Raw genomic sequence first — 14,432 nt, forward strand, 5'->3', positions numbered from 1 at the left:
ACTGCGGTATTTCCGTTCCGGCGGCAGCCAACCTATCTTCGCTCGTCACATAAATCAGCGCTTCCTTGGCCGCTGGCCACGAGCTACGAGTTGGAGACGCGCCGCCAGTGGATGGGTTGCCGTCTGTCTGGGCGGTGCCATCGTTTTGCTCGCCGCTCGCCGCTCGCCGCTCGCCGCTCGCCGCTCGCCGCTCGCCGCTCGCCGCTCGCCGCTCGCCTCGCTATCGAAAATCTTCCATGCTTTCCCGGTAGTCGATAAAGGCCTGCCTGCGTTGTTCGGCATGGGCCAGGGCATTGGGGGCGCCGTCCTGCTCGGCGACCTCCATGGCGACATCCAGCTGCTCGATGCCCTGGTCGATACGCCCCGTCAGTTGCAATTGCTCGGCACGGGCAATATGCCCCCAGGCCTTGCGCTCGCTGTGGCCAGCCGCTTCGGCCAGCAGGGCGTACACCCGGGGATCCTCGGGGTGGTCGTTCGCCAGGTCGTGCAGGACGTGGTAGGCCGCGTTGGCGTCACGCTGCAACAGCGCTTCACCGAGCACCAGGCGGGCCGGGAAGTAGCCCGGCATCAGCCGTAGCTGGTGTCGGCTGCGGGAAATGGCCTGCTCGACGAGGCCGGCATCCAGCGCTATTTCGGCGGCGGTGGCCGGCAGCAGGGAGAGGTCCGGATGCTGATCGGCCAGGGCATCCAGGCTATCCAGCGCCCTTGAGGGGCGGCCTTCCTCGGCATCGATCAGCGCTCGCAGGTAGCGTCTGGCGTCCTGCGGGGCGCCGTCCTTTTCCTGACGCGTGACGGCCTGGCGCGGGTCACGGTGATGAATGGCCAGCAGACTCCGGGCGCGCACCAGCTGATACTCCAGGCTGTCGGTTCGCGAGGCCTCGGTCTGCAGCTGATCGACCCGGCTCTGGGCGTCACTGATGCGGGACTGGGTGACCGGGTGCGTCAGCAGGAATTCCGGCGGGCTTCCGCCCTGCAGGGAGATCATGCGCTGCATGGTACGAAACATGTCGACCATGGCCTGTGGCTCATAACCGGCCCCGGCCATGATCTGCAGCCCGCTGCGATCGGCCTCGTGTTCGTAACGTCGGGAGTAGGCCAGCTGGTCCTGGATGAAGGCGGCCTGTGAGCCCATGGCGGCGGCAATGCCGGCGTCGCCTCCGCCGCCGGCCGCGATCAGCATGCCGGCCAGCATGGCGGCCATGGTCGGGATCTGGGTCTGTTCGGCGCGAGCCTTGCCACGAGCGTGATGACGTTGGGCCAGGTGACCGAGCTCATGGGCGACGACCGAGACCAGCGGCGCCTCCTGCTCGGCAAAGGCGAACAGGCCGGCGTTGATGCCGATGACCCCGCCCGGTACGGCAAAGGCATTGAGCCGTTCACTGCTGACCAGGGTGATAATCGGGTCGATGCCGCCCAGGCTGGCATGGGGCAACAGCCGAGCCACCAGAGAATCGACGTAAGCCTGGGTAATCGGATCTTCCCAGGTCGAGGCCCGGGCGCGGAACTGGCGCAGCCAGGTCCGGCCGAGGCGGACTTCCTCGCCACTTACCGCCTGAGTATTGCTGTTGACCAGCGTCGGTAACTCGGGTGGTTCCAGATCCAGGGCTGTACTCGGGGTGGCCAGGGTCAGGCACACCATCGCCATGCCAAGGCAGGTTGCGAGTCGTCGTAGCATCTTGGTCTCGTCAGGTACTTGAATCCAGCGTCAGCGGTTTCGTCCGGCCATCTTTGCGTGCCAGCCTTCCTGTGACAGCCGCAGGGGTCATAAAGTGCCGAACCGGTTTTCGTCCGGGTAACGTGGCTATAGACGCCAGCCTAGAGTAATGCCAACTGCAGAGTACAGAGTTGCCTGTTGCGTTCTTCGGGTCCTGCCCGTGGTCTAAATGCTTCTCGACAGGGAGAAAAATGCAGTAGGCTAGCTGAGGTGCCGCGTCTCTTGCGGGCGGCGATCACTTCTTGTGCTGGGTGACAGTACGTCATCCCCTGGCATCGGAGCACTTGGGCATATGCGCAACTCTCGAGGTCTTATCGGCCGTCTTCCTGCCGCCGCTTGCGTTTTCGTGGCGTTTGTCAGTGTGGTGGCCACATCCAATGCCGGGGCTCAGCAAGGGGGCGGCGAGGCACCGGCGGTGGTTCGGGCCGAGGCCGAAGCCGAGTTCTCCAGCATCCTGGCCGGCACCGTCAAGGCACTGCCATTCGAGGAAGGTGCATCCTTCGCCAAAGGCGAGCTGCTGGTGCAGCTGGACTGTGCGGAGCAGCGGGCCGAGGCAGAAGCCGCCGCAGCCGATTATCAGGCGGCCAGCGCCGAGTATCGCTCGCGTCAGGCCCTACTCGAGCGCGGGGCCATCGGCCGGGTCGAGGTCGAGGTTGCCGAGGCCAGGGCGGCCGAAGCCAGGGCCCGGCGACAACTGACCCAGGCCCGAGTGTCCGGTTGTGATATTGCTGCCCCCTTCGCCGGGCGTGTCGCCGAGTTGTCGGTCAATGCGTTTGAATATGTCGAACCGTCTCAACCACTGCTGCACATCGTGTCGACTGAAAGACCGACTGTCGAGATCCAGGCACCAGCGGAGTGGTTGCGCTGGATGGAGTCCGGTACCGCGGGGCAGGTCAGCTTCGATGAAGCCGAGGGTTCCTTTGCCATCGAGGTCACCGGGTTCGGGGCAACCGTTGACCCGGTCAGCAAGACGGTCGAGCTGACGGCGGCATTTCAGAGCGAAGTGCCCGACATTCTGCCCGGCATGTCCGGCATCGCCAGGTTCGAGTGAGCGTCATGGCATCGCCACAGGATCCCGGCAAGCAGACATTTACCAATCCGCATGCGAGTGTTCAGTCGGCAGAGGACTCGTCATCCGGCAGTGCCGCTGGCCTGCTGCGCATTCTGCAATTCGAAGCGGATCTAAGGCGCCTCGAGTCCGAGCGTGAGCTGGCCTTCTATCTGGCCAATGAGAGCCGCCAGGTGCTCGGGTTCAGACAGGCCTTCGTGTTCCGCAAGCGCCGCCGGTGGTGCCTTGAAGCCGTGTCATCGGTGACCAATTTCGACCGCCATGCGGCGATCAATCGTCAGATGACACAGTTCGTGGAGGGTCTGGAACCGTCAGTCGCCAGTGAGACGGGACGCCTGACCTTGACGGACGCGCCTGAACTCGAGGCCTTGCAGGATCACCTCTTTGTCCAGGCACTCTGGATCCCCCTGAAAACGCGCAAGGGGAGGCTCTTCGGCGGTGTCCTGGTGCTGCACGAGAAGCCCTGGTCGGAGCATGTGCTGCCGCTGGCACAACGAGTTTCCGAGGCGGGGGGACATGCCTGGCAGGCCCTGAAGGGCCGTAAACTCGAGCGTCGGCGCTGGCTGCCTGGACGCATCCTCTGGCCTGCGTTGCTGCTGGTGGTGCTGCTCCTGGGCTTCTTGCCGGCCCCCTTGACGGTACTGGCGCCGGTGGAGGTGACCAGCCAGGAACGGTTGGCGGTGCCGGTGCCCATTCAAGGCGTTATCGACGCGGTCGAGGTGGAGCCCAATCAGCCGGTGGAGAAGGGGGATGTGCTGGTTCGCCTGGAGGACACCGAGCTGCGTAATGAGCTGTCGATCGCTGGTCGCGAGGTGGCTGTGGCCCAGTCGCGCCTGACGCAGTTACAGAACGCGGCCTTTAGCGATCGCGAGGCCGCTCGTGAATTGAAGGTGGCCCAGGCCGAGCTGGCGCTGGCCCTGTCCGAGCGGGCTCTGGCCCAGGAGCGACTGGATCGTGTCACGATTCGAGCCAGGGAGGATGGCGTGGCGGTTTTCGATGATCCCACGGCGCTGACCGGTCGCCCCGTGAGTGTGGGGGAAAAAGTCATGGAGCTGGTTTCCCCCGACACACTCGAGTTCACCATTCGCTTGCCCGTGATGGATAACATCGATCTGGAGGAGGGGGACACGGCACGTATCTTTCTCGATGGTGATCCGCTGAATCCCATCGATGCTCGTCTGACGCGCACCAGCTATCGCGCCGTCACCCAGCCTGACGGCAGTTTCGCGTATACGCTCAAGGCCGGCGTGGCCGAGGGCGAGCAAGGGCTGGAGGATGTCCGCGTGGGTGCCTATGGCACGGCACAGCTCTATGGCGAGGAGCACAGCCTTTATTACATCGTCTTCAGACGGCCGCTGAGCTGGTTGCGGCAGACCCTGGGGATCTAGACCATGAGCGCCGACAGCCAGGAGGATACGCCACTCCCGCCGCTGCGCGAGGATCTGCGGATCTCCCCGGGGGCCCCGCTGCTGAATGGCGCACCCAGCTGGGTGATCCATGATCCGGTGCGGCATCGTTTCTTTCAGGTCGGTCAGCGCAGCGTCGAAATGATTTCGCACTGGTCGGCAGGCTCGGTCCAGCGCCTGAGTGAAGACCTGCGACGCCAGCGGGCACTCCAGGTTGGCGAGCAGGAAATTCAGGCCGTGGTGCAGTTTCTGAGGTTGAACGACCTGCTGGCGGAGAGTGGCCCTGGCATCGCCAGGCGCTTTGCCAAGCGAGCCGAGAGTCAGCGAAGCACCCTGCTGCAATGGGCATTGCACCGCTATATCTTCTTTCGCGTGCCGCTGGTGCGCCCCAATGGTTTCCTGCATGCCAGCTGGCCGGTGGTGCGCCCCTTGTTCACGCGCGGCTTCGTGATACTGACCTGCCTCGTACTGCTTATGGCGCTCTACCTGGGCAGCCGGCAGTTCAGTGACCTGATCGAGTATTTTCAGGCGTCTTTCACTCCTGCTGGCGCGGTCACCTATGCCGGTGCCCTCGTCTTCGTGAAGATTCTGCACGAACTGGGTCATGGCTATCAGGCGGTGGGGCGAGGGCTGCGCGTGCCTGTCATGGGAGTGGCGTTTCTGGTCATGTTCCCCTTGTTGTATACCGATCTGACCGATGCCTGGCGTTTGCGCAAGCGGCGCGACCGGCTGATGGTCGATTTCGGTGGCGTCATGGTCGAGTTGACGATCGCCGTCTATGCCACTCTGGTCTGGTGTTTTCTGCCGGATGGTCCGGCGCGCAGTGCGGCCTTTGCCATCGCTACGGTGAGCTGGTTCTTTTCGCTGCTGGTCAACCTGAACCCGCTGATGCGCTTCGATGGTTATTACCTGCTGGCCGACGCGCTGGGCGTGCACAATCTGCAGCCGCGCTCGTTCGGCATGGGCAAGTGGGCCCTGCGCGAGTTACTCTTCGGGCTCGGGGATCCATCGCCCGAACGACTTTCCAGGCGCATGCGCGTCTTCATGGTGAGCTACAGCTATGCGACCTGGATATACCGGTTCTTCCTGTTCCTTGCCATTGCGCTGATTGTCTATAGTTTCTTCTTCAAGGCGCTTGGCATCATCCTGTTCTGCGCGGAGATTGCGTTCTTCATCGCCTTTCCTGTTTGGCGCGAGTTCAAAGTGTGGGGAAAAATGCGCCACCGAATCGCACGATCGCGACGAAGCTGGATGACCTTCGGTGCTGTAGCAGTGCTGCTGCTATTGCTGTGCATGCCCTTTTCCACCCGTATACAAGTGCCGGCCATCCTGGATGAGGCGCGTCAGCAGGCCATTTATTCGGCGGTCGAAGGACGGCTGGCGGCAGTCAGGGTTGAGGAAGGCCAGCGAGTCCAGGAAGGTGAGTTGTTGTTCGCCTTCGAAGACCCGGAACTCCCCCTCGAGATAGAGCAGGCCAGGCAGCGTATCGCGCTGAGCGAGGCTCAGCTTCAGGCCATTGCCGGTGACGAAGTGGCGCGCTCCCGACGCACCGTGGTGGAACGTCAGCTCGACCAGCAGCGGGAAACGCTGGAATCCCTGCAGGACAAGCGTGCGGACATGCAGGTGCGAGCGCCTCACGACGGCGTGGTGCGCGACATGATGCCCCTGCTGCGTACGGGGGTCTGGTTTGGGCGCCAGGAGTATCTGGCGCGCGTGATCGAGCCCGGCAACCCGGTGGTGCGGGGCTACATTCGCGAAGCTGACTTGAGGCGACTGGATCAGCACGCTGGAGGTGAGTTTGTCGCCGATGCGTTGAGTATCCCCGGCTTGTCTCTCGACACCCTGTCGATTGCCGACTATTCGGTGCAGAGCCTGCCGGATGGGTACCTGACAACACCCAACGGGGGCGATATTCCGGTGCAGCAGGGCTCTGGGGCGTCGGCGGGGCCGTCGCAACAAGAGGATCGTCCGACACCAAAAGGGGTGTGGTATCCGCTCAAGGCCCGTGTATCTGCTGGGGCGATGCCCGAAGTGCCCGAACTGGACACGGTCCAGCCAGGCGTGGTGGTCGTGCATAGTCAGCCGGAGGCACTCGCGACCCGATTGTTCCGCCGGGTGGCGCAGGTGCTGATACGCGAGACCGAGTTCTAGGTATTGGCTGAAAAGTCGGCGTGCAGCCGGTCTTCCGACAATGCTCAGGTCGCGCCGTGGGATGCAGCCACACCAGCTTTATTGTCATCAGATGCTCGGTTTGTCTGTTTCGAGATATGAAGCGGCTAGCTCTCAGGACTTGAGGAGGCCGGGTGTCACGAAAGTTCACCTGTCTCTATTCATGCCGGAAAGTATCCTGCCTCTTCTCTGGGAGATGGAAGTGGGGTTTAAACGCAACAAACTGCGTTGAACCTGGCATATGCATTAGTTTCATATGATTGAGTTAATGGCATATCAGGGACAGGTGATGGTGTGCCCTGATTCATGGTCATGAATAAGGTACAAGAGTTGGGTCGCAGGCACTCTTTTGCCGCTATGGGGCAAGATGTTTTGATATAGTCTGTGTTGATTACTACTCTAAGTACTAGGGATTTGGTTTTTGGATACAATGACCAAACTATGCTCTGGCGCCAGTGACCCGCTGCAGCGCCGAGAACCCAGGTGAGCCGATGAGTGACGAATTCGAGCGTGATCAAAGCGTTACTCCTTCCGAGCCGCAGGATCGGCATGAGGCGTACGACGCCGATTTCCTGGCGCTGGAAGAGCGCATCATGTTCGATGGTGCCATGGGCGCCGAGGCGGCCGACGCTGCGGTGGATCAGCAGGATGATCAATCCCGACCCGGTGACAGCACAGAGGCCGAATCCGGGGCGTCCGATGCGGGTGAGGGCGAGCAGCTGGCATCGGCGGTTGCCGCTCCGTCAGCTTCATCCGAGCGTTCGGAAATCTATTTTGTCGATTCGCGTGTCGATAAGCGTGACAGTCTTTTGGTATCCATGCCCGAAGGGGCGGAAGTGGTGGTGCTGGATGGCGGCTCGGGCGGTGTCGAGCAGATCCAGACAGCCCTCGAGGGCCGCAGCGACCTCGATGCCATCCACCTCCTCAGCCATGGCGAGCAGGGCCGGATCCAACTGGGCAACACGACCCTGAATGCTCAGAGTATCGTCGGCGAACACGCCGAGGCGCTTACGGCGATCGGCACCAGCCTTTCGGACAATGGCGATATTCTGGTCTATGGTTGCGACTTCGGCCAGGACGAGAGCACGCTCACGGCCTTGTCCAACGCGACCGGTGCCGATGTGGCGGCGTCCACGGATGACACGGGGCATGCCGATCTGGGTGGTGACTGGGAGCTGGAGGTCGAACAGGGTGGCATCGAGACACAGCCACTCGTGGCGGAGGCCTGGGATGATGTCCTCGCCCAGAACAATACTGGCAATTGGACTATCCCGACCACGGATGGCGATACCACCGCCTTCAATACCACCGCCGGTGTCACCACCACCATCGACCTGTCATCGGAAGACGACAATACTTCTTTCACTGGCAACTCGAACGACTCGTTCAATACGATCCCGGCCTTTACGCCCGATGTGCAGGGAGCTCCCTCCCTGTCGACGAGTTTCGCATGGGATACGGACTCTGAGAATGGTGAGCAGGCGAGTAATGATGCCGGCACAGGCCGGGTAACCATCTCCTTTTCCGAAGAGGTGACCAACCCGATCATTCATCTGGACCGGCTTGGTGGCTTCGATGACACTTCTGGCGAAGTTCATAACGGCGCTCAACTGACGTTGGATACGTCAGGCGTCACATTGTCGCGATTGTCGGGCTCGGATCATTTTGCCGTTGACTCCAGCGCTGGCACCATCTCTAACGCCGCCGTGGGAGACGCCACCGGCTCGGGTTACTCGAGTGAGTCGAGCATGGTTGCCGATGATGGCTCGGCTGCCGGCAGTGTCCAGGTCACTGGTACCGTGACCTCTGTCGAGTTCCTGATCTCCGCGGCCCCCGGCAGCCTTGAGGGAACTGGCGCGGATGGTATCGAATACGGGGTTTCATTCGACCCGTCGCCCACGGCCAACTCGGAGAGCGTGGTCGCCATCCCGGGTGCCTCGACCAATGTCGACGTGCTGGCCAATGATTCCGACCCCGATGACGATCCGCTGACGGTCACCGGCATCATCGACCCCAGTGATCCGGGCACGACCATTCCGTTGTCCACCGGCTCGCCGGTGACGCTGGCGACCGGGACCACCGTGACCCTGCTGGGCGATGGGAGCCTCGATGTCCAGATGGACCCCGGGGCACCGCAAACCGAGACCTTCGATTACGAGGTTTCCGATGCCAACGGCGGGAGTGATACCGCCACGCTGAGCCTGCAAAAGGACACCGATACCGATGGTGATGGCGTCTTCGACAGCATCGACATCGACGATGACAATGACGGCATTCTCGATATCAATGAACAGGGCGATGTCATCAACGAGACCTCGGGACTGACGACCGCCTTCGAGCCCATGATTGACGCCGGCTTCGCGGATGGCACCTACGATGTCGGCAACCCCGGTGAATATCAGTTCTCCACTACCGATGCCTCCGCGCTGGATGGCAGGCTGGATACCTTCGACCCTGGCACTCAGGGGTCGGATGATGGCATTGGGCTCAACGGCCCCACCACGGGCGGCCTGACGCTGGACTACACCAATCCGGTTACTGACTTGAGCTTTGCCTTGTCCGAGTTCGAGTCGGATGTCGAGGAAGCCACCATCGATGTCTATGACACCGATGGCAACCTGCTGGATGCCAGTAATTACATTGCCCAGATCGGTAATCCCATTGAGTTTCTCGGCAACAACACCTGGGCCGGGCCGACGACTGACAGTGGTGCCGACGACCAGGATCTCTTCGGGCAGATACAGTTCGACTTCGGCAGCCTGTCCATCGATCGCGTTGAGGTCTCCTGGGACATTTCCAGCGGCTTTTCTCTGCGCCTGATCGAGCCGGTGTTTACTGCCCAGGAGGTGACATCCGGGCCGCCGGATGCGGATGGCGATGGTCTGGATGATGACGTCGACATCGACAGTGATGATGACGGTATCACCGACAATGTCGAGGCACAGACGACCGCCGCCTATGTGGCGCCCTCCGGCACCGCCGCCGGCATTACCGATGCCGACGGCGATGGCCTGGATGACAACTATGATCAGGATGTCGGTGACACCAGTGCGGCCGCCTCCGTCGGCCTGAGCCCGGTGGATACCGACAATGACGGCACGCCGGATGTCAAGGATGCCGACTCGGACGATGATGGCCTGGGCGATGTCCTCGAGCGTGGCGATGGCCAGGGCAGCAGCCTGGCCGGCACGGATGCCGATAACGATGGCCTGGACGACAACTTCGAAGGCGCCGACATCAATGACGGCTTCGACGTCAATGACGAGAATCTGGATGCCACCGACACCAACTTCAATCTGGCCGATACCGACGATGATGTGGCCGCGGATGGCTCCGATGCCACGCCTCTGACCAATGACTTCAGTTATCGCGACGTCAATAACGATCCGGACAACGACGGCATCGTCAATGCCAACGATATCGACGATGACAATGACGGCATCCTCGATATCAACGAGCAGGACACTTCCTCCACCAGTGTCACTACAGACACCGACCTCATCGAGGTCGTCAATAGCGCGGGAAGCACCACCACGGATATCGACCTCTCGTCCTTCGGGTTCCAGGTCGGTGATACGGTCGATATCAGCGATGTGGTCGCCGATGGGGATCTGGATGCGTCCGGCGAAACCTTCGTGCTGGATTTCAATGATGGTGAGTTTCAAACCGCGGAACTGGCCACCGGCGAGCAGAACAGCGGCACCCTGGAGCCGGTCAGTCCAGCCGTCAATCAGACCATCAATGTGATCGACCTCGGCGGCGGGGTGGCCGGCATCCGTGTGTTTACCAATGCGCTGTCTGCGGTTGACTCACTCGACGGCAACCCGGCCCTCCAGCATCGCTTTACCATTAGTGGTCAGGCCACGGTGTACAACGACCGTGACAGCGACGGTGATGGCATCCCGGATCGCCTGGATATCGATTCCGATAATGACGGTATCACCGATAATGTCGAAGCCCAGACCACAGCGGGTTATATAGCGCCATCCGGCACCGGAAGTGGTATCACTGACGCCGATGGCGATGGCCTGGATGATGCCTATGATGCCGATACCGGCAATGCCAGCCCAGCGGCTTCCGCTGGCCTGACACCGGTGGATACCGACGGCGACGGCACCGCGGATGTGCTGGATGCCGACAGCGACAATGACGGCCAGAGCGATATCGAGGAGCGCAACGACGGTCAGGGCAGCAGCCTGGCCAATGCCGACTCGGATATTGATGGCCTCGACGACAACTTCGAGGGGGCAGACAGCAACGACGGGTTCGACGTCAACGATGAGAATATCGACGCCAGCGGCAACTTCGCGCTGGGTGATGCCGATGGCGACACTCTGGCGGATGGCAGCAATGCCGACCCCACCGCCACGGATTTCGATTACCGGGATAATGTCGCCGACACCGATGGCGACGGTGTGGCGGATGAGCTGGATATCGATGATGACAATGATGGCATCCTCGATACGCAGGAAGGTTGGGCGCTCACTGGCGAGAACGTGCGCCCCGATGGGTCCGCCGTGCCCTGGAGTGGTGCCACCAGTTCTCAGGTCACTGCCACACCCGGCAATGGCTTGACCACTCAAAACCTGGCTAGTGCCGCTTTCTCCATCTTCCCCGCAGGCACCTCGGCCAATGATCCACGGGCCATTGATATCGCCTTCGATGGCAATCGCTGGTCAGGGGTCGAGGAAGGCTCCCTGCAGATCAACTTTGCCACACCAGTACCCGCTGACGAGATCGTGTTGAGCTTGCTGGATGCCGACCAGGGCAGCTATACAGGCTCCCTGTCGGTGACAGGTACTGCCGGCAATGATGACTTTTCGGTCTATGACACTGACCAGCAGAACGGCTCGGGCAATGATGTCATTGGCAATCTCATGGGATATGACACCACCACGGGCGAGCTGACTTTCCCCGAGACCAATGATTCCGGTGATAACAATGGCCTCTATCTAGTGGGTAATTCCGGCAACCTGGTCGACTCCCTGACGCTTCAGTTTCAGGGTGGCACTGCTAGCGATGGTGTGGGCATTGCCTTGTTCTCGACCGGCCAGCAGTCGCGGGACACGGATGGCGATGGCACGCCGGATCATCTTGATCTCGACAGTGACAATGATGGCATCACGGATAATGTCGAGGCGCAGACCACGGCAGGCTATATCGCGCCATCCGGCACGCAAGGGGGCATCACCGATGTCGACGGCGATGGCCTGGATGACAACTACGACGCCGATACGGCGAATACCGGCTTCACGGCCTCCGCCGGTCTGAGCCCTGTCGATACTGATGGTGATGGCACAGCGGACTATCGGGACACCGACAGCGACGATGATGGCTTATCCGATACCGACGAGGCTGGTCATGGGGTTGACCAGGCAACCATCGACGCTTCAGGCGACACGGATAGCGATGGTCTCCAGGACGCGGTGGAAGGCACGGATGCCAGTGATGGCTTCGATGTCAACGATGACAACCTGGATGGTAGTGGCAACTTTACCCTGGCGGACACGGATGACGACACGGCGGCCGATGGCGCGGATGCCGTGCCGCTCATCAATGATCTGGACTACCGCGATGCCAACCTGCCGCCGAACGCCGTGGATGACAGCCTGTCCGTCGATGAAGACCAGACGCTGAATGCCAGCATCATCGCTAACGACAACGACCCGGAAAATGACCCCCTGAACATCGTTTCCGCCTCCATCGACACCGATGATGACGGCACACAGGAGGCGCTGACGCTGGGGTCGCAGACCTCCATCACGGTGGGCGGCAACACCATCGGCTCGCTGACTCTGACCGCCGCCGGTGCGCTGTCGTTCACGCCGGCAGCGGACTACAACGGCACCGTACCGACGCTCAGCTATACGCTCTCGGATGGCAATAACCAGACCGACACCGCCGACGTCACGGTCACGGTCAATGCCGTGGATGATGCGGTGGATGATACGGCGACCACCGATGAAGACACCTCGGTGACCACCGACGTTCTCGGTAATGACAGCTTCGAGGGTACGCCGAGCGTGACGGCGGTGACCCAGCCGGCCAACGGCACGGTCACCAACAATAACGACGGCACGGTGACCTATACGCCCAATGCCGACTTCAATGGCACCGACAGCTACACCTATACGGTGACCTCGGGTGGCGTGTCCGAGACCGCCACGGTCGATGTCACGGTCAATGCGGTGGCTGACGGTGTGGCCGACAGCTTCACCACCCCGGAAGACACGCCGCTCAGCGAGGATGTGTCGACCAACGACACCCACAGCGCCGCGGCGAGCTACAGCCTGAACACCGATGCCGCCAACGGCACGGTGGCAATGAACCCGGACGGCACCTTCACCTACACGCCGGATGCCGACTACAACGGCAGTGACAGCTTCACCTACGACGTCACCGATGTGAACGGCGACACCGAGACGGTGACGGTGGATCTGAGCGTGACGCCGGTGCCCGACATCAGTGATGACACGGCGACCACCGATGAAGACACCGCGGTGACGACCGACGTTCTCGATAATGACAGCTTCGAGTCGCCGGACGCCGAGGTGACCGCTGTTACTCAGGGCACCAATGGTTCGGTGAGCATCGACGGCAATGGCCAGGTGACCTACACGCCCAATGCCGACTTCAATGGCACCGACAGCTATACCTATACGGTGACCTCGGGTGGCGTCACCGAGACTGCTACCGTCGGTGTGACAGTCAATGCGGTGGCTGACGGCGTGGCCGACAGCTTCACCACCCCGGAAGAACACTGCTCAGCGATGACGTCTCGACCAATGACACGCACAGCGCCGCGGCGAGCTACGCGCTCAACACCGATGCCGCCAACGGCACGGTGTCGATGAACCCGGACGGCACCTTCACCTACGCGCCGGATGCCGACTACAACGGCAGTGACAGCTTCACTTATGACGTCGAGGACGTGAACGGCGACACCGAGACGGTGACGGTGGACCTGACGGTGACGCCTGAGGCGGATATCGTCGATGACAGCGCGACCACCGATGAAGACACCGCGGTGACGACCGACGTTCTCGGTAATGACAGCTTCGAGGGTACGCCGTCGGTCACCGGGGTAACGCAGGGCACCAACGGTACGGTGGTCAACAACAACGACGGCACCGTCACCTACACGCCCAATGCCGACTTCAATGGCACCGACAGCTATACCTATTCGGTGACCTCGGGTGGGGTGACCGAGACCGCTACCGTCGATGTGACAGTCAATGCGGTGGCTGACGGCGTGGCCGACAGCTTCACCACCCCGGAAGACACGCCGCTTGATGCCGACGTCTCGACCAATGACACGCACAGCGCCGCGGCGAGCTACGCGCTCAACACCGATGCCGCCAACGGCACGGTGTCGATGAACCCGGACGGCACCTTCACCTACACGCCGGATGCCGACTACAACGGCAGTGACAGCTTCACCTACGACGTCACCGATGTGAACGGCGATACCGAGACGGTGACCGTCGATCTTACCGTTGATCCGGTTCCTGACATCAGTGATGACACGGCGACCACCGATGAAGACACGCCGGTCACCACTGGGGTCCTGACCAATGACGACTTCGAGGGCACACCGACGGTCACGGGGGTGACGCAGGGCACGAATGGCAGCGTCACCAGCAACGGTGATGGCACGGTGACCTACACGCCCAATGCTGACTTCAATGGCACGGACAGCTACACCTACACGGTGACCTCGGGTGGGGTGACCGAGACCGCTACCGTCGATGTGACAGTCAATGCGGTGGCTGACGGTGTGGCCGACAGCTTCACCACCCCGGAAGACACGCCGCTCAGCGAGGATGTGTCGACCAATGACACGCACAGCGCCGCGGCCACCTATAGCCTGAATAGCGATGCCAGCAACGGGTCGGTCAGTCTTAACGGCGATGGCACCTTCACCTACACGCCGAACGCCGACTACAACGGCAGTGACAGCTTCACCTATGACGTCGAGGACGTGAACGGTGAGACCGAGACGGTGACGGTGGATCTAAGCGTGACGCCGGTGCCCGACATCAGTGATGACACGGCGACCACCGATGAAGACACG

At 61.7% G+C, this 14,432-nt stretch carries 6 protein-coding genes; 5 read left to right on the top strand and 1 reads right to left on the bottom strand.

Annotated elements, in window-relative coordinates; genetic code table 11:
• Nucleotides 1–220 precede the first annotated feature (220 nt).
• The gene (locus QWY79_RS02735; protein WP_290269660.1) at nt 221–1,675 is read right to left on the bottom strand and encodes a M48 family metalloprotease; all 1,455 of its coding nucleotides are present in this window, start codon (nt 1,673–1,675) and stop codon (nt 221–223) included.
• Nucleotides 1,676–2,060: 385 nt separating this feature from the next.
• On the opposite strand from QWY79_RS02735, the gene QWY79_RS02740 reads away from it, so the two are divergent.
• From QWY79_RS02740 to QWY79_RS02760, 5 genes are all read left to right on the top strand, one after another.
• Nucleotides 2,061–2,765, top strand: coding sequence for an efflux RND transporter periplasmic adaptor subunit (locus tag QWY79_RS02740; RefSeq protein WP_290269662.1), 705 nt, complete (start codon nt 2,061–2,063; stop codon nt 2,763–2,765).
• A gap of 5 nt (nt 2,766–2,770) precedes the next feature.
• A complete protein-coding gene (locus QWY79_RS02745; protein ID WP_290269664.1) occupies nt 2,771–4,171 on the top strand; it encodes an efflux RND transporter periplasmic adaptor subunit in 1,401 nt (466 codons plus the stop codon).
• A 3-nt stretch (nt 4,172–4,174) separates the two neighbouring features.
• Nucleotides 4,175–6,340 (top strand): biotin/lipoyl-binding protein, encoded by a 2,166-nt coding sequence (locus tag QWY79_RS02750; RefSeq protein WP_290269666.1) that lies wholly within the window; start codon nt 4,175–4,177, stop codon nt 6,338–6,340.
• A gap of 509 nt (nt 6,341–6,849) precedes the next feature.
• Complete coding sequence (locus QWY79_RS02755; protein ID WP_290269668.1) at nt 6,850–13,212, top strand: Ig-like domain-containing protein; 6,363 nt, start codon at nt 6,850–6,852, stop codon at nt 13,210–13,212.
• Nucleotides 13,119–14,432: Ig-like domain-containing protein (locus QWY79_RS02760; protein ID WP_290269683.1), on the top strand; the 1,314-nt coding region annotated here is incomplete at its 3' end. The genes QWY79_RS02755 and QWY79_RS02760, both read left to right, overlap by 94 nt.

Source organism: Halomonas sabkhae, assembly GCF_030409265.1.
Classification (GTDB): Bacteria; Pseudomonadota; Gammaproteobacteria; order Pseudomonadales; family Halomonadaceae; genus Halomonas; species Halomonas halmophila.